The organism is Symmachiella dynata (assembly GCF_007747995.1).
GTDB lineage: Bacteria > Planctomycetota > Planctomycetia > Planctomycetales > Planctomycetaceae > Symmachiella > Symmachiella dynata.
The window spans coordinates 2,907,476-2,932,708 of the sequence record NZ_CP036276.1; the positions used below are offsets into that span (position 1 = coordinate 2,907,476).

Below are 25,233 nucleotides of genomic sequence, written 5' to 3' on the forward strand. Positions count from 1 at the left end.
ATAAAAATCCTTCTGTGTCTTCAAACAGCTCGTCGTGGTGAGTGTCTTATGTTGAATCGCTGTTGTATAAATTCGGCAACAGGTTTTTGTCAGTCCTGTCGCAACGATGGAATCTCAATTCGTCATTGTAGCTAAAGCCAGGCTGGCTGGCGAGTCTTTCTTCGCGGGGCCATGAAAAACGCTGCCTGCAACGTCAAGTATTGTGTCGCTGGAAACCATCGTTGACCGGTTGATTCCGCAACCCGACCGGCATTGTTTATAATAACGGAAGTCGTTGTTTGGACAATATGTGAGGTTGTCCGGACCGGAATGCCGTACTCCTTTCAAGCACTATTTTCGCGGGTGCGTCGGTCGATGCGTAATACGATCCCGGGAATCATGGATCGGCTAGACACTGACAAACCGTTGCTGCTCGACGGAGCATTGGCTACGGAATTACAGCAGCGAGGGTATGACATCAGCGGGCCGCTTTGGTCCGCACGGATTTTGTTGGACGATCCCCAATCCATCCGGCAATTGCATTTGGATTACTTAAGGGCCGGCGCCGATTGCTTAATCACGGCGACCTATCAAGCGACGTTCCCGGGACTCTTGGAAGCCGGTTTGAATTCGCAGCAAGCGGCAGAGGTGTTAAATCGCGCGGTTCGTATGGCGGTCGAAGCACGGCAATTATTGGTGGACGATCCACTGCGCAGCTCCGACCGCCCGGCTCCTATAATCGCGGCTTCGATCGGTCCGTATGGAGCGTATCGACATGATGGCTCGGAGTACACCGGCGATTACGGATTGGGCCTGACACAACTTGCCGATTTTCATCGCGAGCGAATTCACCAATTGGCCGTCAGTGATGCGGACCTGTTGGCCTGCGAAACCATTCCATCGTTGCTGGAAGCCCAAGCTCTGGTGAAGGTACTGGCTGAGGTGCCGTCGACACCGGTGTGGTTGAGTTTTTCGTGCCGGGATGGACAGCACATCTGTCACGGCGAACGCATTGCGGACTGTGGGCAATTGCTGAATGAGGTACCGCAGGTGGTCGGGATCGGCATCAACTGTACGGCTCCGCAATTCGTAGAGCCGTTGATCGAGAATTTGCGTGCGCAGACCGAAAAGCCGATCGTGGTTTATCCCAATTCGGGGGAAACTTGGGATGGGGGCAGCCGCAGTTGGACTGGCACGGCAAGCTGCGAGGATTTCGTGCAAGCGGCCCAGCGTTGGCGTGCGGCCGGGGCGCGTCTTATCGGCGGGTGTTGTCGCACGGGGCCGGAGCACATTCGAGCGTTGGCAACGGCGTTTCCGCGTTGAGGCGATTCTACCGGCCGAGGCAACGCGTGCGGTGAAATCCGAAGTTTGCGGCGACTGATGCTTGCTCGAAGTGTGCCGGCAGGGTATGTAAAGGGGATTGTCACAGGTTTGCTTGAATAGACGCACCATTTCCTGCGGAGATTCCTTGATGTATTACCATATCTCGCACGTGAATTATTTGGCCGTGCTGGTGGCCACCCTCGCCAGTTTCATGTTGGGCGGGTGGTGGTATTCGGCGTCCGGCTTTGGTCGCTCGTGGTTAGCGGCGATCGGCAAGTCGAAGAATGAACTGGGCAGCCCGGCGGTGGCGATGTCCCTGACGTTTGTGAGCACCTTTTTCACAGCGATTATCTTGGCGATGCTGATCAACGCCTTGGGCGATCCGAGTTTGTTTCGAGGGGCTCGCTTAGGATTCATCTTGGGGGTCGGCATCGTGGCGACTTCGATGTTTTCCGATTACTTGTTCAGTGGCAACTCGCTGGAGTTGTTTTTGATTCAAGCCGGTTATCGCGTCGTGTTGCTGACCATCATGGGGGGCATCATCGGCGTTTGGGGTTAATACGCCGCGAGAATAATTATGGATGCGATTGAATACCTCAAATCTCCGGCCAAGCAGGATCACGGAACCGCTGTCGCTATTTATGGAGCGGAGCAATATCTGAAGTCGGCGGCGCTCAAGGTGGTTGCGGATCAGATTTTGGGGCGTGAAGACGAAGATGCACTCCCCACCCGTTTTACCGGCAAGGATGCCGAATTGGTGCGGGTGTTGGACGAACTGCGCACGGTGTCGATGTGGAGCGATTGCCGGTTGGTGATCGTCGATAATGCGGACGATTTCGTCTCAAAGTATCGCGCGGGTTTGGAAAAGTATCTTGATAAACCGGCGAAAAAATCGGTGCTGGTTTTGGATCTCAAATCCTGGCCCAAGAATACCAAGCTGGCCAAGAAAGTCGCCAAGGTCGGATTGGACATCAATTGTGCGTCGCTCAAACCGGCGCAAGTCCCGCGGTGGATTGCCGCACACGCGCGGCAGAAGTATGGCAAGACCATTGACGGCCCAGCGGCGCAGATCTTGGTCGAACTGGCCGGAACCAGCTTGGCGCAGTTGGACACCGAGTTGGACAAACTGTCGACGTATGTCGGTGAGACTGAAAAAATTGACGCCGAAGCGGTGCGGATTCTGGTTGGAGGCTGGCGTGCCGAGACGACCTGGGCCATGTTGGACGCCGTTCGCGACGGTCAGGTCGGACAGGCGATCGGATTGTTGGATAAACTATTGGCTGCTGGGGAAGCTCCCATGAAATTGTTGGGGGGCATCAATTTTACCTACCGCCGCATCGCCAAAGCGACGGAGATTTCCCGGCATGGGATGCCGTTGGCCGATGCGCTCAAATCGGCGGGAATGCAACCCTTTGTTGTGGGGAAGATCGTTTCCTATATGCGGAGAATCGGCCGCCCCCGGGCGGAGCAGATCTACGGTTGGTTGGCTGATGCGGATATGGACCTCAAGGGAAGCAGCTCCTTGTCTGATCGGGCGGTGCTGGAGTTGTTGCTGTTGCGGTTAGGTGGCCGCGCGGGCACCTGAGTGTACTGAATAGGGCGGGGAGAGGGCATTCCCGGATAACGATCGGATCGATCCTCGCCGTCGCGTTGACGATCGCTGTTCAGTGATTTATCTTGGCACCGACGTTAAACGAACTTAAACGAAATGGAATCGCGTTGTGAATGAAACCGCCTGTCATGCTTGGCATGTTGCTGCCGGAGGCCGTATGGTCGACTTTGCGGGCTGGGATATGCCCGTGCAGTATTCGACGATTATCGATGAACATAACGCCGTCCGGCAAGCAGCCGGGTTGTTCGACATTGCGCATATGGGGCGCATCTATTTTCGCGGACCCGACGCGGCTGTGGTGCTGGATTCGATCGTCACCAACGACGTGATTTCCATGGAAGTCGGTCAGGTGCGTTACGCGTTGGTGACCAATGACGCGGGCGGAATTCTTGACGATGTGCTGGTCTATCGATTTCCGGATTTCTATCTACTCGTAGTCAATGCTTCGAATCGCGAAAAAATAGTGAGTTGGATCGAAAACTTTCGCGAAGACTTTGACGTTGAGGTAGACGACGCAACGCTACAGCAATTCATGCTGGCGATCCAAGGCCCGCTGGCCGAAGAGATTCTCTCTCCACACGTGGAAGTCGATCTTACCGAAATAGGCTACTACAGTGCGGTCGAAACGTCAGTGTTGGGGCATCCCGGATTGGTCAGCCGCACTGGTTATACCGGCGAAGATGGGTTCGAGGTGATTGTCAGCAATGAACAGGCAGTGGAATTGTGGGAAAAGTTAATTGCTGACGGTAAAGAGCGGGGTTTGCTTCCCGCGGGACTGGGGTGCCGTGATACATTGCGTTTAGAAGCGGCTATGCCGTTGTATGGGCATGAGCTGAATGAACAGATCGATCCCTATACCGCGGGTTTGGGATTCGCCGTGAAACTGGATGCGGGTGATTTTATCGGCCAACCGGCTGTGGCTGTCGCCAAAGAAAAAAAGGACCGTCGTAAACGCGTCGGCCTAGAACTGGAAGGCCGCCGCATTGCCCGCGAAGGTGCCGAATTAATTTTACGGGACGCAACCATCGGAGAAGTCACCTCCGGTACGTTCTCGCCCACGCTGCAAAAATCGATCGCCATGGGCTACATCGACCAGGAGCAGTCAGCCGTCGGTACGGTGCTGGAAGTCGACATCCGCGGAAAACGGGCATTGGCGACCGTCGTCCCCTTGCCGTTTTACAAGCGTTCCTAATCGTTCTGGAGCAATTAGCAAACAACGGCGACCGACATCAGACGGAAGTCACTTCTGCGTCTTCATCGGCCAGGACATCCGTGGTCACATCGGCGACGAAATCGTTCACCCCCTCGTTTTTGGCGATTTGGGGCGGAGCAGCGCCGACATTCATGCCGACACCGGGGGACTTAACCATCGCGGGTAGCATGTCCCACGTTGCGCTCAGGTAAGTGTTGTAGCGTGGGAATTTGACATCAGGATTTTCGTCGATGTACTTCTCCATTTGGTCTCCCAATGCATTGTGCGCCAATCGCGGATGACGATGGTGGGGGCCGTGAATGAAGATGTCGAAGTTGGCGAACGTGCAGAATTTTGTGACCCAAGTGGAACCAAGCACAGTCCGTGTTCCCAACATGGGGTCGTAACTGGACATTCCCAAGTGTTCGGTCAATTTGCGGCTGCTTTGAAAAATGCCGGCGATAAAGTGTGGAATTCCCCAGACCCGGAAAAAGGCAGGCCAAGCGCTGTAGTACGTTAACAGGGCGATGATCGTTCCCCAAACCAGGACGATTCCGGCGAATTCGTAGCGGATGGTCCGCCTCATTTTTGGATTCTTGAGCGGTGAATCTTTGTGAAAAAACAAACGGCAGTAAATTGCGGGGCTGGTAAACATACCGGCAATGAGATCCACCCACACGAAACAGCGACGGAAAGCCAGAGAGGCATTGGGGTCAGAATAGGGCCACAATTCCCAATCGGTCGGTTTGTTCAGATAGGCGTGGTGTCGAATGTGACTTTCGCGATAAATGGTGTAAGGCGTGAACATCGCTGTGCCTAAGAAACGCCCCAGCCAGATACTCACTGTGCGGGATTGGCAGAGTGTCTGGTGTGCCGTTTCGTGAAAGCAACTTGTCCAGCAGAACAAGAAATAGGCAGTAAACACAGTCCAAAATGAATAGACGAGCCAATTGTCGGCTGGCCACCGAATTGCCAAGCACCAAATGCCGGCAGCGGCGGCGGGAAGACAAATCAAATGGACAATGGAGTTTTTGTCCCTCAGTGCTTTGGATTCATCGGCGGTAAACTCAGTCGTTGTAGACACTTGGTGTGAACTCCTGTCGGCAAAGTGTTGCCCAATTTAATGACTCCGCGTCATCTCTCTCTGGTTCGCGGTCAATCACCGGCTACATCTGCTTCCCTGCGTTCATTTCTCGTCCTCGAGTTTTTTCAGCCTGTCACGACCAGGCCATTTCGGGGGTGCTCAGCTTGTGGTTTCCTTTCAGCTGAATCTGAGTGCTTTCACCCCCCTCCTCATATGTTAAACTCCCGATGCATGAAGATCGAGTGATACAGGCCGCAACCCCAGTGCAGAACAAAAAAATTGCCAATGTCGCTGCCTGATTTTGGACCTCGAATCGCTGCGTCTGAGCAGCCATTTTCAAGCAATGGACCGCTGCGATACTTTCACCGCGAGTCTGCACGACTTGGGGCTTTGCACATTTCCAATTCATCGGTGATCGTCACAATTGGAAGAGTTTCCGTAGATTGCTGGATCGTGTGAAAGTTGCCTGGATTTGCGTGATGAGAAAACGCGCAGCTTGGGGCCAAACTTCTCGAATTCTCGAACCGATATTGATAACCTAAACGGTCCCCAGCGAGCGATGGTAATCCGCGAGGGGATTTTCTTGCGGTTTCCTTCGTTGGGGGAGGCCAACATCATGAAGACTCTAAAATTGGCGACCTGAAAGAACATTCCATGCCTGAACGCTCCAAATATCAGCAAAAAGTCATTAAACGGTTTTACGACAATCGTGAGCAAATCGATCAACAGCGTTTGAGCGAGCTGGTCACGAATCTTTTTCTGGCGGAAGGCAAAAAGAAACTCGCGACTTTGTGGGAAAAGGCCAGCGAAACAATGTTGCGATTGGGGGTTCCCCAAAGCCGCGTCGATCACGTTGTGGCTCAGGCGGACCCGGCCATGTTGGCTGAAGTGGTGAAAGAGGTTGAAGGGGGAATGCATCATCCTCGACCTAAGACAAACAAATGACCGCAGTGAATTATTGTTCACTGCGAAAGTTTCTCCGGGCATGAAGGTGCGGCGCTCCGCAGGCAAATGAATGTTCGTTCATGACCTGCGGCACCCATGACCCAGCTGCACGTCTGGCGTCGACGGAGCTGTTGCATGATTCGCTGTTACCCTTTTTTTGCACCGTTCAACTAGAAGCAGCACGATGAGCAATTCGCGAAGCAGAAAAAAGTCAGGCCGTTCCAATTCCCGTTCGCCGGTTGAAATGGCGATTATTTGGGGCGGGATTCTCATTCTCGTCGGCTTGGCGTTCTATGAGTTTAGGGCCCGGTCAACCTACAACAGCAATTACCAAGCAGTCATGGATGCGTTTCAGGCTGCCGAAGAGAGTGGCGAATCGTTGACAGACGAAGAGGTGGCCAAACTCGTGACGGGCCATTCCAGTCATGAAAAAAATAACAAAATCGGCCCAAACAAATTGTTGGCCGAGCGGATGGACCGGTACGAATTCAAGGGGCTGATCCAGAACCGAGAGATCTACGTCTACTACGGTTCGCATGGGGAAGACGGCATCGTGGACGATGTTTTTTATGTCGGCGAACAACCAGCCGCCGAAGGCGATGCACCGGCGGATGATTCGGCAAACTAACGTTCTACGCATAGAACGGTAGCGATATGTCGATGGCCGGCAGCAGATGGTGCTGAAGAAACTTGCCGCCAAACCGCTTGATTCGCTGCGAAAGATGCTGTGCGCTGGCTTAAGCGGACCGGCAAACTGAGGTGGCCGGTTCTCCACAGGGGGTTTTTGCAGTTGCAGCCGGCGCGGCAATTGGATCGGCTCCGGTTGGATAAGGGGCGGCTGCGTTCTGTTCGTCGGCAACGACTTCGCCCTCTGGCTCGGTCGACAAGAAGTAAACCGCGCCAAATGCCAAGGTCATGATACCGGTTGCTGTGAACATTGTCGCGAAGCCAAACTCGTCGATGATCATTCCCAACACGGGGGCAGCGATGAAGATGCCCACTTCGGTGAATCCTAAAATCAACGTCGTCCCGGTGCCGCGATTGGCGAGCGGGAAACAACCCGAACCGACGGAGACGACCACTGGAAACAACAGGGCGTGTCCCACACCGCAAACGGCGGCTGGCAACAAAAAATGCCATTCTTTACTGACGAGCAACAACAGCAACTGTCCGCTGCCCAAAGCGGCCATGCCGATCAAGATCACGCGTCGCAACCCGATCAGTTCCATCCAGCGAGCGGCCAAGACACGGCAGGTGAATGCGCATCCGGCGTAGGCTAAGAAAAACGTGCCGATGCCTGCCAATCCCAAATGCGTGGCGTAGCGTGTGAGAAACACCGTGGGAATCGTCAACGCTGCTCCCAGCACCACAGCAATCAGTAGGATTTGACCGGGCCAGTATTGAATCAACAACCGGTGTGCAGCGATGCTTTGCGCGGGTTGGCTATGGCGATCATTTTGAGTGAGGCGGTAGACAATCAAGAAATACGCAGTTGACAATGCGGCGGCTGTCCCAAACAAAGCGGAGAACTGCGGCCAACCGGAGGGCAGGGTGGTGAAGACCAGGTCTCCCAGCAAGGGGCCAATAATCATGCCCACGAACCCGCTGCTTCCCAGGCTGGCAATGACTTCCGTCCGGCGGTGAGCGGGCACGATGCCTTGGACGTAAACAATCGAGCAGGAAAACATGCAAGCCATACTGACGGCGAACAAAATTCGCACGGGATAGATGGTCCAACTCAGTTGATCCGGAGCCAAAAACAACAAGCTACTGATCGCCAAGCATACCGAGGACGCCCGCCAAAGCAGCCGCGTGCCGTAATGGTCGATGGCTTGCCCGATTCCGAAGCGACAAATAACAGCCGCCAACATGCCGGCACCGACAATCGTTCCAGCGGTACCTTCATCGCCTCCTAAAAATGCGACAAACTCGGCAAATCGGAACGTCAGCGCATTGGCGGTCACCAACAACACATTGGAGACGTAACAGGTCCAGAATGTTCGATTGTAGATTGTAGGGGGAGGGTCGGGATGTAATTCAGCTGTCGTATCGGTGTTCATTTTTCGGGCGCGATCATCGCGCCGTAGGCTTTCCAGGCAAGAATTCGAGCGAAAATCAGCTGTGCGTACACAACGATCCAGGGCGCTCGGTAGGAAGGTGAGGGCCGTTATGTACCAGCCCTGACCAATCTTACGCATGACGACGGAACAAGAAAAGTGGAATCAGCTAAGTTTTTCGCTGCGCGCTCCGCGCGACGTGGCGGTTTTGCTCGAAAAAGCGGGAGAAATGGCAAAAACGCAAATATCACCCCTCTTCAATCGCCGCAACGAGATCCTGGACCGCTTGTCGGCCATCTCCAAAGAGCATCAGCGTGTTTTCAGCGGCAAACAGCGGGTTGGGGATTCCGGCGAATCCGGGGCTGAGGCTACGTTTGATGACGACCACCGTGCGGGCCTTGTCGACATCAATGATGGGCATGCCCGCAATGGGCGAGCTGGGATCAGTGCGGGCCGATGGATTGACGACGTCATTGGCTCCGATCACGATCGCCATGTCGACCTGCGCCAGCGTGGGATTGATTTTCTGCATTTCCAGCATTTGGTCGTAGCGAATATTCGCTTCGGCCAACAGAACATTCATGTGGCCCGGCATACGTCCGGCAACGGGGTGGATGCCGAATTCGACGGTGATCCCACGCGACTCCAGCAGATCGGAGAGGTCGCGGACAGCGTGCTGCGCTTGCGCGACCGCCATGCCATAGCCCGGCACGATGACCACCCGCCGCGCGGTATCCAGCATCATCGCCACTTCGTCGGCGCTGGTCGATTTGGTGGTCGCATACAATCCCGCGTCATCTCGTGAAGCAGACCCTTCCGTTCCAAATGAGGTGAACAATACGCTCACCAGCGTGCGATTCATGGCGCGACACATAATCTGCGTCAAAATCAAACCCGACGCACCGACCAAGGCCCCGGTGATGATCAAGATATTATTCTGCAGCACAAATCCCGTCGCAGCCGCAGCCAAGCCGGAGAGCGAATTCAACAACGCCACGACAACCGGCATATCGGCGCCCCCGATCCGCACTACCAGCGAGACGCCCAGGATCGAAGCGACCAAGACCACCAGCCAGTAGGCCAAAACTGGTTGCGTCCCATTAATACACCAAGCGGCGGGAAGGAGTAACAGCAGGGCGAGCAAGGCATTCAGCCATTGCCCCAGGGGGAATTTCAGGCGGTCCAGAAAATCCAATTCGCTGAACTTGCCAATGGCGACCAGCGACCCCCAAAACGTCACCGCGCCAATGATTCCTGAGGCGACCAACGCCACCAACGTTTGTGTGGCAACGACTTCTGACTCCGTGTCGCGGACAGCTTCGGCGCCGGCTACGAATACCGAAGCGATTCCGCCGAAGCCGTTGAAGGTCGCCACCAATTGCGGGACGACCTTCATGTCGATCTTTACGGCTAAAATTCCGCCGATCACAGCACCGATGGCAATGCCGGCAAAAATCAGTTTCGGGTCGACGATATCGCGATGCAGCAACGTCGCCACCACAGCGATCAGCATGCCCACGCCACCGAAATAGTTTCCCCGCACCGCAGTCCGCGGGTGTGTCAGCCCCTTGAGTCCCACGATAAAAAAGATCGCGGCAATCAAATATGCAAAATTAATAAAAGCATCCAGCGCTTCGTTCGACACGTTCTCAATCCTTTTTCCGGAACATGGCCAGCATACGGTGCGTTACAAAAAAACCACCCACAACATTCACGGTGGCCAGGATGACGGCTATGAATCCGAGCACCGTAGCGGTCGTCGATTTTTCGGATCCGGCAGCAATCACCGCTCCGGTGAGAATGATTCCCGAAATCGCATTCGAACCAGACATCAACGGGGTGTGCAATGTCGCGGGGATTTTGGTGATGACCTCAAATCCAACAAACGACGCTAACGCGAAAATCGTCAGGCCGATGACCAGTATTTCCATGTGTGATTCTCTCCCTATTTGGATTCCAGGGGCGCAAGGCCAAGTCGTTCCCGCATGCGGGGGTGGATGACTTGGCCATCGCGACAGACGAGTGTCTCTCGAATCACTTCGTCTTCGAGATTGATTTCTAATTGGCCCTCCTCATTGAGAAGCGCCTGCAAAAAACTGGCGACGTTGTTGGCAAACATTTGACTCGCATGATACGGAATCAAGGACGGCAAATTTGTTTCGCCAATAATCGTGACTCCTCCATGCGTGGTTGTTTCTCCCGGTTTCGTCAGAGCGCAGTTACCACCCCGTTCAGCAGCGAGGTCCACGATGACTGAACCGGCCGCCATGGCTTCGACCATTTCGGGAGTAATCAGTACCGGAGCTTTGGCGCCGGGAACCACTGCCGTGGAAATCACGACATCACTTTCCGCAACGACGCGGTGCATGAGCTCTTGCTGTTTACGATAGAATTCTTCGTCTTTCTCGCGTGCGTAGCCTCCAGACTCGGCTGCTTCGCCCGACTCCAACGGCAATTCGACGAATTGAGCGCCGAGGCTTTCCACTTCTTCTCGGACAGCGGGGCGTAGGTCGTAGCCACTGACAACGGCCCCTAAGCGGCGCGTCGTGGCGATTGCCTGAAGTCCTGCGACTCCCGCACCAATGACCAGCACGCGCGCCGGTGTGATCGTTCCGGCAGCCGTCATCATCATCGGAAACATCCGGGGCAGCGCCGCCGCAGCCAACAACCCAGCTTTGTAGCCGGCGATCGTCGCCATCGAGGAGAGGATGTCCATCGACTGCGCGCGGGTGATGCGCGGCAAGAATTCCAAAGCGAAGCAGCTCACGCCTCGTTCAGCCAAACGGGCAATCGATTTCGGATCAGAGAGCGGATCGTAAGCACCGATCAGGACCTGACCGGGGCGCAGGAGCTCCAAATCTGCATCGAGGAACTGCGGATTTCCTCCACCACCGCGCACCTGCAGGAGCACATCAGCCGCGGCAAACACGGCGGCGCGATCTTGTTCGACGGATGCATCTTGAGCGGCGTATTGCTCATCCGGATATCCGGCCGCCTGACCGGCACCCGCTTCGACAACGGTTTGCAATCCTGACTTGGCAAACGTCTTGACCGCCGCAGGCACAATAGCGACACGCTGTTCACCAGGGAAACTTTCTCGCACAGCTCCAACGGTTAGACCTGAACCTTGTGCTAACATGATCTGAAGGTGTCCTCTCAATCGCAGCAGAGCGTCGTGGCATCCATTTGCCGTATGCTAACGTCGAGAGGCAGCCAGGGAAACCTTATCGGTTGGGCGCACAAAGAGCGTTCCCCATTCGGGCGGCGGCTTTTTGTGCTCTCCCCCCTCCTAAGTGTCCCAGAGTTCCTGGGCCATCAATGAAACCTGGACCGTCATTGAAAAAAGAGCCCAAAAGGCACAATACGACCGCCTGAGTTCGTGAAAACCGCTCGGCGGACCTTCTTCGGCGCATGACCAATTGATTTCCGACTCATCACCTGCAAAAATGTGGGGTTTTCCCCTTTTCGCTCTCACCGGCATTGCCAAGGATTTAGCGGGACACAGGATGAACGGACAAGGTACAGCAGCGCAAAGCACACCGATTGGTGCAATGCGCGAGGACGAGGATGTGATTCTGGTCCTGGATTTCGGGTCGCAGACGGCACAATTGATTGCGCGTCGCGTCCGCGAACAACATGTTTTTTGCCAAATCGTGCGGCACGACCTGACGGTCGATCGCATTCGCGAACTCAATCCGCGCGGATTGATCCTTTCGGGCGGTCCAGCGAGCGTCTACGGCGAAAACTCGCCACAACCCGATCCGGCGATTTTTGACCTCGAGATTCCCATCTTGGGCATTTGCTACGGTATGCAACTCGCCTGTCGATCGCAGGGGAGCGAAGTTTCACCCGGCCTGCACCGCGAATTTGGACGTACCGCTTGCCACGTGGTCGAGGGAGGAGATCTATTTGCGGGGGTCCCTGAAGAATCCATTGTCTGGATGAGCCATGGCGATCAAGTCCAGGATCTGAGTGATCACTTCACAGCGCTGGCAACCACCGACACTTGCCCGTTTGCCGCCGTCAAACACCACACTCGCGAAATCTACGGGCTGCAATTCCATCCTGAGGTGACGCATACCGAACATGGCGGCACGCTGTTGGGCAATTTTGTCCGCACGATTTGCGGCTGTACGGGCGGCTGGCGGATGAGTGAGTTCATCCAACGGGAAGTCGAATTACTGCGGGAGCGCGTGGGGAACAACCGTGTCATTTGCGGATTATCGGGCGGCGTCGATTCGTCCGTTGTGGCTGCATTGTTATATGAAGCAATCGGTTCGCAGCTTTCCTGCATTCTGGTCGATAATGGTCTTCTGCGGGCGGGGGAAGCAGAGTCGGTGGTGACCTGTTTTCAAGACCATTTCAAAACCGACTTGCATGTGGTTCGTGCGGAGGAACTGTTTCTCAAGGAATTGGCCGGCGTCACCGATCCGCAACGAAAACGCAAAATCATCGGCAAGTTGTTCATCGACGTGTTTCGCAAAGAAGCGGAAAGCATCCCCGATGCGAAATTCCTCGCCCAAGGGACGTTGTATCCCGATGTGATCGAAAGCGGTGCCGATCCCGACGGTCCGGCAGCCACGATTAAGGCACACCACAATGTCGGTGGCTTACCGGCGGAATTGGGTTTTGAATTGATCGAACCGCTGCGGGATCTGTTCAAAGACGAAGTACGTACGATGGGCTTGGAACTCGGGCTGCCCGAAGAGATGGTCTGGCGGCACCCGTTCCCCGGTCCCGGTTTGGCAGTTCGCTGTTTGGGGGAAGTCCGCAAGGAGCGGTTGGAAACATTGCGCGAAGCCGACGCGATTGTGATCGACGAACTCACCAAAGCGGGTCTCTATCGCGAAATTCGACAAGCCTTTGCCGTGCTGTTGCCGGTACAAAGCGTGGGAGTCATGGGAGACGACCGCACCTACGACGACGTGATCGCCGTCCGGGCGGTCGCCACCGACGACTTCATGACGGCTGACTGGTTCCACGTGCCGTACGAAGTCTTGGGCCGCATCTCAACGCGAATCATCAACAACGTCCGTGGCGTCAATCGCGTGACCTACGATATTAGTTCGAAGCCCCCTAGTACCATCGAGTGGGAATAGTCAGAGTGGCCGGTGGCGAGTGGCCGGTGACCAGTCCCAAACCGACGGCTTCGCCGTCGTAAGCAGCGCCGCCTGAAAATAGCAGCGGCAATTTTGTAATCTGCCATGGAATATTTGTTAGACGAATTACTCTCCGGAACGCGCGAGGTCGTTTGGTCGTCGACCGATGATCAATTTGTGGTGGACATCCACGAGCGGCCCGCTGGTTTGTTGTGCGGGGCGTTCAATCCGCTGCATGACGGTCATCGCGAATTGCGGAACGTGTCGCAGCAATTGTTGAGAGACGCCGTCGGTTACGAGATATCCATTCACAACGTGGAGAAATCGTCTCTACCCCAGGAAGAGATACTCGCCCGCAGCCGGCAGTTCGAAAAGGCTGTCCTAGCAATTACGGCAGCCCCCACGTTTGTGCAAAAAGCATCCTTGCTGCCCGAAACCACGTTCGTCGTCGGCATCGACACAGCTGTGCGAATTATCGATCCTCGGTTTTATGAGGCGAGCACAACCCAGATGCACAACGCTCTGTCGACGATCCGCGACCAGGGCTGTCAATTTCTGGTCGCGGGCCGCATCGTCGGCGACAAATTCGCCACGCTCAGCGATATCGAGCTACCGACAGCATTTGCAGATTTGTTCGCGGAGATCGCCGAAACCGATTTTCGCAGTGATCTTTCTTCGACCGGCCTGCGGAAAAATTGACGGGAACCCGTTGCCCGACTGTTGTGTCTCAGCATGGGACCTACGGACAACCGGTTTTTCGGATAAAAGGAGATGGTTGACCGCTAAAGGCTGAGCCTGGAATTCTAGGGATTAAGAATTGGTCCCGTAGTGTTGAAGCGTCCGTCTCAAGTCGATAATATCCACACTCTTCCGACCAGACGGTGCCCCAGTGCACCCGCGATTTGGTCGGGAAAATCTAATTTTGGCGGTGTAGCTCAGTTGGTTAGAGCAGCGGAATCATAATCCGCGTGTCGGGGGTTCGAGTCCCTCCACCGCTATTTTTTTGCACTGTCCAATTCAACTGTTCGGTCATTGCGCCTCAGTTGGCAATTATTGCCACTGGGGCGTTTTTTTGTGCGCTGGGTGCGGGGGTGGGGGATACAAACAGCTGTGTTGGGGGGTTGAGTTTGCTCTTGGAATTGAATGTCCGCTGTTGTGCGCAGCAAGTTTGCGAACTTTGATGCGGCGGAGGCTGTCTCAAATAGATTGTTGGTTTTTTCGTTGGGGCGTCTGTTTGTGTCCATCAACGATTTTGAGACAAGTCAATTGAGCACAATACGATGCGGCTTGATGGGTGTTTCAGCGGGTCGGAACTGAAATTCTTTTCAATTCTTGCACGGGACGGACGTTTGGCGTCTTGTCTGGTCCTGCATATGAGGATAAGATACGTGCAAATAGATGTTGTGTCAATTGTTAGCTAGCTTACTAAGTGCCTGGGCCAGTATCCATGGCTGTCGTCTCAGCAGGCCACCGGTATCGAGGGCTGGGGCGAATTGTGACTCTGTAGGTCGTTTTTCAATCACGAGGACAGTAGTACATTGAAAATCCAAACTCAATGCCCGTCAATCCAATTTGTCGGACTTTTGGCCCTCTGCGCAGTGGCTGTGGGGTGCAATCAGGGAGGGGCGGAGCCTCAGCAACGCCCTATACCGACGATGACTGTCGCTCAGCCCGTACGCAAACAGATAGTCGAGTGGGACGCCTATATGGGACGCCTCGAAGCGGTCGACTTCGTTGAGGTTCGCGCTCGTGTCAGCGGCTATCTGGAGACGATTCACTTTGATGAAGGGCAAGTCGTTAACGAAGGCGATTTGCTGTTTGTCATTGACCCACGTCCTTATCAGGCGGAGTTGAATCGAGCTTTGGCTGCTTTGCGTCAGGCGGAATCGGGATTGCAACAGTCGCGGGCTCAATTGACGGTCGCGAAGGCATTGAAGCTGCAAGCCGACGCGCGGCTGCAACTGGCCCTTGCCCGTGTTCAGCGGACGCGACAATTGAAATCGCAAAATGCGATTACACAAGCTGACCTGGACCAGGATGAGTCGGCGTATCTTGAGGCAGAAGCGGATGTGGAAGGGGCCAAGGCGGGGATTACTTCTGCGGAAGCTGCGATCGCGACCGAAATGGCAACTGTCGAGTCGGTGAAGGCGGAAGTTGAGACAGCGGAATTGAATCTCGAATACACGCGAATTCGCGCACCGGTCAGCGGACGGATCAGCCATGAGAATGTCACAGAAGGTAATCTTGTCAGCGGGGGGACCGCGACGTCGACTTTGTTGACGACCATTGCTTCGGTCGATCCGATCTATTGCACCTTCGATGCCAACGAGCAAGAAGTGTTGAAGTATGTCCGGTTGGATCAGGCGGGGACGCGTGCAAGTTCCCGCGAGGCCAAGAATCCGGTGTATCTGGGGCTGGTCGACGAAACCGCTTTTCCGCATCTCGGGCATATGGACTTTGTTGATAATCGTTTCGATACGAATTCAGCGACCATGCGGGCACGGTGCGTCTTTCCCAATGACGATTTCGTTTTAGTGCCGGGAATGTTCGCGCGGATTCGTATTCCCGGCAGTGCATCGTACGAAGCTGTGCTCATTCCAGATTCGGCGATTGGTACCGATCAGGCCTCGCAATTTGTTTATGTCGTCATCGATGGCGTGATTGAGCGACGGGGGGTCAAGCTGGGCCCGATTGTCGATGGGCTGCGTGTTGTCCGCGAGGGGCTCAGTGGAGGCGAGTCGCTCGTGATCGAAGGTTTGCTGCAAGCTCGGCCGGAAATGGCAGTCAAAACCAAAGCGGGGGAAATCAAGGTTATTGAGGATGGATTGCCGGACCAATATGAGCCGCTTCCCCCGGAGCAGTGGATTTCCCCCTCGCCAGACCCCTTGCCGGCGTCTGAGGTTTCGCGCCTCAATCGGCAAGCGGACCAAGGAGGCAACTCGCAGTGAAATTTCCGCACTTCTTTATTGAACGACCTATTTTCGCCACGGTGCTTTCGTTCTTGATTTTGCTGGTGGGGGGAATCACCTATTTCTCGCTGCCGGTCTCGCAATATCCCAACGTCGTTCCGCCAACAATCGTGGTCCGCGCCAGTTTTCCCGGCGCGACTCCGCAGGTGATTGCCGACACGGTTGCCACACCGATCGAACAGGAAATGAATGGCGTCGACGACATGCTTTATATGGAGTCGTCCTCCAGCGCCGACGGCACCATGCAGTTGACTGTCACGTTTAAACTCGGCACGGATCTGGATGATGCGCAGGTTTTAGTACAGAACCGTGTGGCGGTTGCTGAAGCGCGACTCCCCGAAGCGGTGCGGCAAATTGGTGTGACGACGCGGAAGCAGATTCCCGACATGCTAATGGTGGTGCACCTGACTTCGCCGGATGAGAGCCGCGACAATTTGTACATCAGCAACTTTGCCTTTCTGCAGATTCGTGATGCGTTGATGCGGCTGGACGGGGTGGGTGATATTCGTATCGCCGGCGGTAATGAATATGCGATGCGCGTCTGGTTGGATATCGAGAAGATGACGCATGTCGATCTGACGGCCGGCGATGTTGTGGAGGCGATTCGTCAACAGAATGTGCAGGTGGCAGCCGGGGTCCTCGGACAGCCTCCCACCAGCGAGACCGGTGCATTTCAGTTAAACGTCACGACTCAGGGGCGTCTGAAGGAGACAGAGGAATTTGGCCAGATCATCGTCAAGCGGGGTGAGAATGGTCGTGTGACGCGATTGAGTGATGTCGCTCGTATTGAGCTTGGCGCCCAGGATTATTCTCGGTTGAGTTATCTGAACGGAAAGCCTGCCGTTGCCGTGCTCGTTTACCAGCGTCCCGGCACGAATGCTGTCGATACGGCTGAGGAAGTGAAGCAGACGATGGCCAATCTGCAGAAAGACTTTCCCCAAGGGATTGGCTACGAGATTGCATACAACCCCACGGAGTTTGTGGAAGAGTCCATCAATGAAGTGTTCGTCACATTATTGATCACCACGGCATTGGTGGTGCTGACTGTGTTTGTGTTTTTGCACCACTGGCGGCCGACAATTATTCCCGTCGTCGCCATTCCGATTTCATTGATCGGCACCTTTGCGGCCATGCAGTCGTTGGGGGTGACGCTCAATACTCTTTCGCTGTTTGGTCTGGTGTTGGCAATCGGAATCGTTGTGGATGATGCGATCGTGGTGGTCGAGAACGTTGAGCGGCTGATTGGTGAGGGTCTGTCACCGCGCGAAGCGGCACACAAGGCGATGGACGAAGTCGGTTCGGCACTCATTGCAACCACACTGGTGTTGATTGCCGTGTTTGTTCCAACCGTGTTTGTTTCCAGTATCAGCGGACAGTTTTACCAGCAGTTTGCGCTGACGATTTCGATATCGACGGCGATCTCGACGTTTGTTTCACTGACGTTGACTCCGGCTCTTTGTGCCTTATTGCTGAAACCAAGGAACCAAGATCAGGAGTCCGCGGCTGGTATTGATGCGAAGCCCCGCTCTGGATTCTCGCGGGGAATTTCTCGACTCTTGTCGGGACCGTCACGGTGGTTCAATCGTGGTTTTGATTTCACAAGCAATGCATACGCCGGCATGGTGTCGCGGCTGATCCGTGTTTCCGTATTTTCTTTGCTCGTGTATGCCTTATTGCTGGGATGTACGTGGTATAGCTTCGGGATGGTGCCGACGGGATTCATTCCGCAGCAGGATCAAGGCTATTTGATTGTCAGCATTCGACTTCCCGACGGGGCCTCCTTGGCACGGACAGACGAAGTCACAAAACGCGTGGCGGCAATTGGCAGTCAGATGGATGGGGTGGCCCATGCCGTGGGAATTGTGGGGCTGTCGGGCTCGACGTTTACGATCAGTCCCAACGCGGCGGTGACATTTCTTCCTTTGGAGGATGCCAAAGAGCGCGCCGCACGCGGGCGGGGCGCCGAAACGATTGCTGCCGATATGCGGATGGCCGTGAGTGAGATTAACGAGGCCGAAGTGTTCGTCATACCGCCTCCACCGGTTCGTGGAATCGGCCGTGGCGGTGGTTTTAAAATGTACGTACAGGATCAGAGCGGCGCCGGCCTCGACGCGCTGAGTCAAGTCACTGACCAGATGGTTGATGATGCGAATCAACAGCCGGGACTCGTCCAGGTGTTTTCCAACTTTCGTCTCAGCGTTCCGCAAATTTACGCCGATGTCGATCGGACGAAGGCGCAGATGTTGGACATCCCGATGAGCAATGTCTTCGAAGCTTTGCAGGTTTACCTTGGATCGGCGTACGTCAACGATTTTAATTTGCTGGGGCGGACGTATCGCGTGACCGCGCAAGCGGAGCCGGAATTCCGGGACGAACCGAGTGACATTTTGCGATTGCGCACGCGCAGCGCCCAAGGAACCAGTATCGCGCTCGGCTCGGTTGTGGAGGTCAAACGGACCGTCGGGCCGGACCGTCTGGTTCGTTTCAATTTGTATCCCTCGGCCGACATCAATGGGGCGACACTGCCCGGATTTAGCACCGGACAATCGCTGGAAACCATGGAGCGATTGGCCGATCAGGACCTGCCGCCGGGGTTTGGCTATGCTTGGACTGAACTGTCCTATCAAGAAAAACAGGCCGGCAATACGGTACTGTTTCTCTTCCCGCTGGCGGTGCTGTTCGCATTTCTGACCTTGGCGGCGCAGTACGAAAGTTGGTTGTTGCCACTGGCCATCATTTTGATTGTTCCACTGTGTTTGCTGTTTGCGATTCTCGGTATTTGGATGCGGGGGATGGACAACAACATTTTGACGCAAATCGGTTTTATCGTTCTCGTGGGACTGGCTTGTAAGAACGCGATTTTGATCGTCGAGTTTGCTAAGGCTGAGGAAGATGCCGGTAAAGATCGGTTTCAAGCTGCTATCGATGCCTGTCGGATGCGGTTACGCCCCATTCTGATGACGGCATTTTCATTCATCCTCGGGGTGATTCCCCTGCTGATTGCCACCGGTGCCGGATTTGAAATGCGACGTGTCCTCGGGACAGCCGTGTTCAGCGGCATGTTGGGGGTCACAATCTTCGGGCTGTTTTTGACGCCAGTGTTCTATGTCGTGCTCCGGCGATTCGCTAAGTCTAAGTGACATTTTGCGATGTTGTCATCGGACCACGATTCCCGAATCGGCCTGGTGGAAGGAACGTCCAAAATTATGCGGCACAAGTAAAGCTTTAGCTTGTGCCCCGAATAAAGATAGTTCATGAGAGACGCGATGGATCCAGCGCGGCTAGGCCGTGACTAAGATATTAAAAATAATTAGCCACAGAGGCCACAGAGTTCACAGAGACTCTCTGCAATGTTGCAATCATCGCAGTATTAAATATTTCTCGGTGATCTCTGTGAACTCTGTGGCTAGTCCTTTATCTGCGAGGCCAATTGGTCACAGAAGCTTGCTTTGACAAACAGCTATGCCTTGTGTGACGTGTCTGTCGTGAAATCTGAAATCGATTTCGTGTCTTTTGTTGCTTTCGTGGTTTCTTTTTAGGAAATGTCAATCTGCGCAACAGACGAAACTATGAAACGTTCGTCGCACGAATCAAGACAGAGGATATTCGCTAAGACTTGTGATGCTGAGGTTGGTTTCTGGTCGCGATTGCCATAGGCATATCAGGCTTCCCGCAGGTTTCTGGATGTCTTATCCTGTAGGTTGTCAGGACAGAGCGCTAGGAACGACCAGAGGAACATCCAGTGACAGAATCGGATTCGGCTCGAGAACGAGATGTGACTGCAACAGGAATTCTCCGTGAGTTTCAGGACGATTGGGAAGCCGGCTTGCGGCCCAATCTGGAAGACTATGCGTCGCGTGCGCCTGAGGATGTTCGCCAAGAAGTGCTTGCGGAACTGATTAACGCCGATCTGCGGCGGCGCAGGAGCCTGGGGGAGAATCCTTCGCCCACCGATTACATCCAGCGATTTCCAGCAGATCAACCGACCATCACCGCCGCCTTTAGTGCGATTGACGATACGATCGTCACCGAGGGGTCGAAACGGGAACCCGATTTGGGAAGTACCGAAGTCGATATTGCTGTCGGCGAAAAGTTGGGGAAGTACGAAATTCGCTCGGTCCTGGGGATCGGCGGGATGGGAGTTGTCTTCGGCGCCTACGATACGGTGATTCGTCGCGAGGTGGCCATCAAGCTGTTGAGTTCGAAGCACTCCACCAATGAGAATGCGTTGTCGCGACTGTTGCAAGAAGCGCAGACGGCCGGAGCGATGCATCATCCGAATATTGTCGGCATCTATGACGTATTGGAGGTCGAAGGTGCTTATTACGTCGTCATGGAAAAAGTCCCAGGCGATGATCTCAGCGAGGTGCTCAAAAAGTCGACGCGCGGATTCCTGGACTGGAAATTGGCAACGCGAATCGCCATGGATTGTTGCGATGCCTTAACCGCTGCACATGCCCAAGGCCTGATTCATCGCGACATCAAACCGCAAAATATTATGCTCACCGTCGAGTCGACGGTGAAGTTGTTGGACTTTGGTTTGGCGAAATCCGACCAGGACTCCGAGAAGGCCCTTACGCAGCATGGGACGATACTGGGCACGCCTGATTTTATGAGTCCCGAACAGTGCAGTGCCCGTGAGATCAATTCGCTGTCGGATATTTATTCGCTGGGCGCGACGTATTATGACCTGCTCACCGGGCATGCGCCGTTTACAGAAAGTGGCACGCAATTGCAGGTGATGTTCGCGCATTGCAATCAACCCGTGCCAAGCGTTAGCGAAAAACATCCGGAAGTTCCGGCCGGTTGTGATCGGATCATCCAGCGGGCGATGGCCAAACGGCCAGAGGATCGTTATCAATCGGCGGCGGAGATGCGCAAGGACTTGGCGGCTCTGCTTTCCAAAGAAGAACCGCCCCCGCCCGTTGCGGCTCCTGCAGTAACTGCGGCAAAACACTTTCCGTGGAAGATCGCCGCTGGTGGGGCGGTGGTTGTTGCTGCGTTGGCTATTCTTTTCGCGTTGAGCGGTTTATTCAATGACCGATCGAATGACGGACTACAGACGGAGAACGGCAACGCTTTCGCTGGAAAAGCCAATCAAAACGTCCCGATCTTTCGAGGTGTCACGGCCGATACGATTCGTTTGGGAACGACGACCGCCTTCAATGGGCCCAACGAAGAACTGGGCCGAAATATGGTCATCGGGATGAAGAGCTACTTCGATAGCGTCAACGACGCGGGAGGAGTGCACGGTCGCCGGATCGAACTCACCGTGCTCGATGACCGGTATGATCCCGATAAAGCGCTGGAAAACATGAAGCAGCTTTTCGAAGATCGTAAGGTCTTTGCTGTGATTGGAAACGTCGGCACGCCCACGGCCAATGTGACGTCGGTTTTTGCCAGCAAGAATGGGCATCTGTTTTTCGCACCGCTTACCGGCGCCAGTTTGCTGCGCGAAGATCCGCCGGACCGGTATATCTTCAACTATCGCGCCAGTTACCAAGACGAGACAGCGGCGCTGGTCAAGTATTTTGTCGAATCGCTCCGTATCGCACCGGAACAGATCGCTGTATTCGCGCAGAATGATGCGTTTGGCGACGACGGATTTGCGGGCGTGGCCCGTGCTGTGAAGCCGTATGACATCGAAGTCGATCAACTGTTGCGTGTTGGTTATGACCGCAATCAGTTTAACATCGACGAAGCAGTTTCTACGATAGTTGATGACAAAAACGACATCCGTGCGATCGTCATGGTCTCGACGTACAAGGTGGCAGCCCGGTTCGTCAAACGGGTGAAGGCTGTGAAACCGGACATGGTGTTCGGTGCGGTCTCCTTTGTCGGCAGCCGCGCTTTTGCCGAGGAATTTCGTGAAAACGGACCGGCGGACGGGGAAGGGGTCATCGTGACACAGGTCGTTCCGCCGTTTATGTCCAATGCGACCGGGGTGTTGGAATATCGCCGGCTGTTGCAAAAATATAACCCCGAATATGAACCGGGGTTCGTCTCGCTGGAAGGATTTATTGCCGCAAGAATCTTCACCGAAGGCCTGCGTCTGGCGGGTCCAGATTTGAACACGGAAACATTGATCGATGCATTGCACCGAATCAACGATCTCGACATCGGGATTGGCCCGATGCTGACCTTCAGTCCCTCACGGCACCAGGCATCAGATCGCGTCTGGGGAACTCGACTCACGAAAGAGGGTGAGTTTGAATCGTTCGATTTGGAATAGGACTACGGCTGCTTGTTGAGATTTCACATTCGAAGCAATTTGAGATTTGTGAATTCGCGGTGATGGTTTTCGTTTTGATAAGGGAATCGAAACCTGTCAGCTGACATGAATCGGCCGTTTCAGACTTTCTCGCGGAACATTTTAGCCTCGTCGGTGTTCACAAAGTATCACCATCACTGGACGAAGGTTCCCCCCAACTTAATTCAGGAGAAGTATGATGTCGTCACTTTGGAAACCGACGCGCCGCGGCATGTTGAGTACGTTGGCGTTCGGTGCGGTATCGTTTTCTGTACCGGGCCTGTTTGCTGAAGAATTGGCGGTCACGGCCAAAATGGGCGAAGGCCCGTTTTATCCGGACAAAATGCCATTGGATACCGACAACGACCTGTTGGTGGTCAACGATGCGATCACGCCGGCGATCGGTGATATCACTCATCTGTCGGGCCGCGTTCTCACTGCCAGCGGCTCGCCGATTCGCAATGCGTTTGTGGAAATCTGGCAGGTCGATCACAACGGCGTCTACATCCATACCGATTCGGCGGGGGCCGGGAATCGGGACACGAATTTTCAAGGTTACGGACGGTTTTTGACCGATGCGAAGGGGCAGTATTATTTCCGCACTGTCAAACCGGTTCCCTATCCCGGACGGACGCCGCACATTCACTTTGGCGTTAGTAAAAACGGCCGGCGGATTTTTACCACGCAGATGCTCATCAAAGGCGAAAAGCAGAACGAACGTGACGGCCTGTTTCGCAGAATCGATCAACAGGCCCGCGACACAGTGCTGGTCGATTTCAAACCGATTCCCGATTCGAAAATCGGCGAACTGGCCGCCAACTTCGACATCATTCTGGGAGTGACCGCCGAAGAGCTAGAAGACGGCAGTTTGAAAGCAGGTATCGGGAAGCCTCAATACCGCGGTCGGCGTGGTCGTTAGGACGTTGCGGCTTGACCGATCTCCGTTGATGTAAGACACTTTGTTGGCATATCCCTATGAAACGCTGATCATGGACAAGACAGCCATGCAGTCGCGCCGATTCATGGCTGACAAAGTTGTCGTCGCTCACTTGACGGAGGAATTGCTAATGCGTTCACGTCATATTCTCAGTCGGGGAATATTTGCTGCGGCACTTTGGACCGTTTGCATTCCGTCATTGTCCGCAGCAGAGGCGGCGGAACGTCGGCCCTTTGTGGGTGTCATGACGATTTCCAGTTTGAATGACGTCCAGGACGACCTACATTACGTCTTCGAGTCTGCTGGAATACCTGAAAAAGCGCGAACTATTCAGGCCATGGCGAATTTGATGACCGCTGGTTTCGGCAGCGCCGGAATCGACTCCACAAAACCGCTTGGGTGGGCAATTGTAGACCGGCAGGCAGACTACGCACCGTTTGGGTTTGTTCCAATTGAAGACGAAGAACAATTCCTCAAACTGGTCCGCGTGTATGTGCCCTACGTCAAGGTGACACACGCCGGGCAAAAAGAACCTCCTCCCAACGACGAATTTGTCGTTCATTTTCAAGACGGATACGCGTTTATCTACTACGGTAAAAAAGCCGCTGTCCGCTTTGCATCGCCTAAAGATTTTATACCCGAAGATGCGAAATTATTTGACTTTTCGGTGTCGGTCCAAGTTGATCAAATTGATGACGAACATTTCGTGGAGACGTTTGAGGCTATCTATGCGGATTTGCAGGCACGAATCCCCGATCTGCCGAAATTATCCGACGACGAACTTCCTGAGCAGATTGTCGCCCAAGCGGGAAACCTGTTCGTTGGGTTTCGCATTTCTCAGGAGGACCGTGGCACTGTATTAGAAATGAGACTCGCGCCTAAGGCGGAAAAATCATTCGAACAATTCCAGCCCGTTGAGATTTCAAACATTGAATTCTCAACAAATGCCTATTGGGGCGCATTGTTAAATCTCCTCGATGACGTTCCGGAATTGAGGGAATTGGCAGGAAATATGGCTCCAGTCGAGCAGAAAATACTGTTTCAGTTGCAACCGACGGCGAAACAAATTCGCCTGCGAGTAAAGATTGGAAAAGCCTACCCAAGAATCGTTGCGCATGCTTACAGTTCCACATTTAGTGATATGATGCCTTTCGGCATGCCGCCAAAAACACTCATATTACTCGGATATTTAATCGGCGGACCACCGTCAATTGAGCCCGCATTCGATGAAGCGACGGGCTTGTCACTGAAACAAAGTTCTCGGAAACTGTTATTGGTTTGCCAGGCAAAGGACACAGTAAAGACTGACGACAACACTCTGGCGGCAACCTTACAACAGTCCGTCCGCGATCAGCTGAAGTCGCGTGACATCACCACAAGCAAAATCAGCAAGTCAAAGACTCCTGACTTGCAAACCACATCCGCCAAAGATCTAGCAACCTTGGGAAAGTCTGAGGAAGCTGGGTTTGTGATATCATTACTGATCAAGAAATTCACGCTCGTCGAGGATGGCTCGTCAGATCTTTACCGCTGTCGGGCAACTGTCGACGTCAGCGTGATTCGCGTTGGAAATGGAGAATCGATTTTTGAGCGTGAGGTCAACATTCATTTCCCACTGCGCGGGCCAGTGTCGAATAAAAAGCTCCCGCTCAAGCGATTTCGGGAATTATCGATAAAAGACCTTTCGCAGCAAATCGGGTACATTTTCTACGAACGCTATGCGGGCGATTATGATGCCCCGACTGAATTAGAGTAACAGCGAGAAACCACGACAATTGCAAAATCA

18 protein-coding genes and 1 tRNA gene are annotated in these 25,233 nt (G+C 54.3%); 14 read left to right on the forward strand and 5 right to left on the reverse strand.

Translation table 11 applies throughout. The annotated features are described in order from the left end of the window. Positions 1–354 precede the first annotated feature (354 nt). The 4 genes from mmuM (at position 355) to gcvT (ending at position 4,106) form a co-directional block, all read left to right on the forward strand. Positions 355–1,302 carry a homocysteine S-methyltransferase gene (gene mmuM / locus Mal52_RS11220; RefSeq protein WP_145376169.1) on the forward strand — a complete coding sequence of 316 codons (948 nt, stop codon included), beginning with the start codon at positions 355–357 and terminating at the stop codon, positions 1,300–1,302. Between the two features lie 148 nt (positions 1,303–1,450). Further along, positions 1,451–1,861, forward strand: a complete 411-nt coding sequence (locus tag Mal52_RS11225) for a DUF1761 domain-containing protein (RefSeq protein WP_145376170.1) — start codon at positions 1,451–1,453, stop codon at positions 1,859–1,861. An 18-nt stretch (positions 1,862–1,879) separates the two neighbouring features. Then, a complete protein-coding gene (gene holA, locus Mal52_RS11230) occupies positions 1,880–2,887 on the forward strand; it encodes a DNA polymerase III subunit delta (protein WP_145376171.1) in 1,008 nt (335 codons plus the stop codon). Between the two features lie 136 nt (positions 2,888–3,023). After that, positions 3,024–4,106 (forward strand): glycine cleavage system aminomethyltransferase GcvT, encoded by a 1,083-nt coding sequence (gcvT, locus tag Mal52_RS11235; RefSeq protein WP_145376172.1) that lies wholly within the window; start codon positions 3,024–3,026, stop codon positions 4,104–4,106. Between the two features lie 37 nt (positions 4,107–4,143). On the opposite strand, the gene Mal52_RS11240 is transcribed toward gcvT, so the two are convergent. After that, positions 4,144–5,190, reverse strand: coding sequence for a fatty acid desaturase family protein (locus tag Mal52_RS11240; RefSeq protein ID WP_145376173.1), 1,047 nt, complete (start codon positions 5,188–5,190; stop codon positions 4,144–4,146). Between the two features lie 654 nt (positions 5,191–5,844). Here Mal52_RS11240 and Mal52_RS11245 point away from each other — a divergent pair. Both Mal52_RS11245 and Mal52_RS11250 read left to right on the forward strand, forming a co-directional pair. Then, positions 5,845–6,135, forward strand: a complete 291-nt coding sequence (locus tag Mal52_RS11245; protein ID WP_145376174.1) for a hypothetical protein — start codon at positions 5,845–5,847, stop codon at positions 6,133–6,135. Positions 6,136–6,319: 184 nt separating this feature from the next. After that, entirely contained in the window at positions 6,320–6,763 is a 444-nt protein-coding gene (locus Mal52_RS11250; RefSeq protein ID WP_145376175.1) for a hypothetical protein, read from the forward strand. A gap of 109 nt (positions 6,764–6,872) precedes the next feature. Here Mal52_RS11250 and Mal52_RS11255 read toward each other — a convergent pair whose 3' ends face one another. The 4 genes from Mal52_RS11255 to Mal52_RS11270 form a co-directional block, all read right to left on the reverse strand. Beyond that, positions 6,873–8,195 (reverse strand): MFS transporter, encoded by a 1,323-nt coding sequence (locus tag Mal52_RS11255; RefSeq protein WP_197534833.1) that lies wholly within the window; start codon positions 8,193–8,195, stop codon positions 6,873–6,875. A gap of 244 nt (positions 8,196–8,439) precedes the next feature. After that, positions 8,440–9,837, reverse strand: coding sequence for an NAD(P)(+) transhydrogenase (Re/Si-specific) subunit beta (locus tag Mal52_RS11260; protein WP_197534834.1), 1,398 nt, complete (start codon positions 9,835–9,837; stop codon positions 8,440–8,442). Positions 9,838–9,841: 4 nt separating this feature from the next. Beyond that, positions 9,842–10,123, reverse strand: a complete 282-nt coding sequence (locus Mal52_RS11265) for an NAD(P) transhydrogenase subunit alpha part 2 (RefSeq protein ID WP_145376177.1) — start codon at positions 10,121–10,123, stop codon at positions 9,842–9,844. A gap of 14 nt (positions 10,124–10,137) precedes the next feature. Next, positions 10,138–11,331, reverse strand: coding sequence for a Re/Si-specific NAD(P)(+) transhydrogenase subunit alpha (locus Mal52_RS11270; RefSeq protein WP_145376178.1), 1,194 nt, complete (start codon positions 11,329–11,331; stop codon positions 10,138–10,140). Between the two features lie 412 nt (positions 11,332–11,743). Here Mal52_RS11270 and guaA point away from each other — a divergent pair, with 412 nt between their 5' ends. From guaA to Mal52_RS11310, 8 genes are all read left to right on the forward strand, one after another. Next, positions 11,744–13,291: a glutamine-hydrolyzing GMP synthase gene (guaA, locus tag Mal52_RS11275; protein WP_197534947.1), complete on the forward strand. Its 1,548-nt coding sequence runs from the start codon at positions 11,744–11,746 to the stop codon at positions 13,289–13,291. A 105-nt stretch (positions 13,292–13,396) separates the two neighbouring features. Continuing rightward, a complete protein-coding gene (locus tag Mal52_RS11280; RefSeq protein WP_145376180.1) occupies positions 13,397–13,990 on the forward strand; it encodes a hypothetical protein in 594 nt (197 codons plus the stop codon). Positions 13,991–14,215: 225 nt separating this feature from the next. Further along, positions 14,216–14,289: transfer RNA gene (locus Mal52_RS11285), tRNA-Met, on the forward strand. Positions 14,290–14,946: 657 nt separating this feature from the next. Beyond that, a complete protein-coding gene (locus Mal52_RS11290; RefSeq protein WP_145376181.1) occupies positions 14,947–16,239 on the forward strand; it encodes an efflux RND transporter periplasmic adaptor subunit in 1,293 nt (430 codons plus the stop codon). After that, a complete protein-coding gene (locus tag Mal52_RS11295) occupies positions 16,236–19,400 on the forward strand; it encodes an efflux RND transporter permease subunit (RefSeq protein ID WP_145376182.1) in 3,165 nt (1,054 codons plus the stop codon). The genes Mal52_RS11290 and Mal52_RS11295 overlap by 4 nt, the downstream gene beginning before the upstream one ends. 602 nt (positions 19,401–20,002) lie before the next feature. Beyond that, positions 20,003–22,492 carry an ABC transporter substrate-binding protein gene (locus Mal52_RS11300; RefSeq protein ID WP_145376183.1) on the forward strand — a complete coding sequence of 830 codons (2,490 nt, stop codon included), beginning with the start codon at positions 20,003–20,005 and terminating at the stop codon, positions 22,490–22,492. A 214-nt stretch (positions 22,493–22,706) separates the two neighbouring features. Beyond that, on the forward strand, positions 22,707–23,429 hold the full coding sequence (locus Mal52_RS11305) for a protocatechuate 3,4-dioxygenase (RefSeq protein ID WP_231962611.1): 723 nt from the start codon (positions 22,707–22,709) through the stop codon (positions 23,427–23,429). A gap of 43 nt (positions 23,430–23,472) precedes the next feature. Further along, positions 23,473–25,203: a hypothetical protein gene (locus Mal52_RS11310; protein ID WP_145376184.1), complete on the forward strand. Its 1,731-nt coding sequence runs from the start codon at positions 23,473–23,475 to the stop codon at positions 25,201–25,203. Positions 25,204–25,233 lie beyond the last annotated feature (30 nt).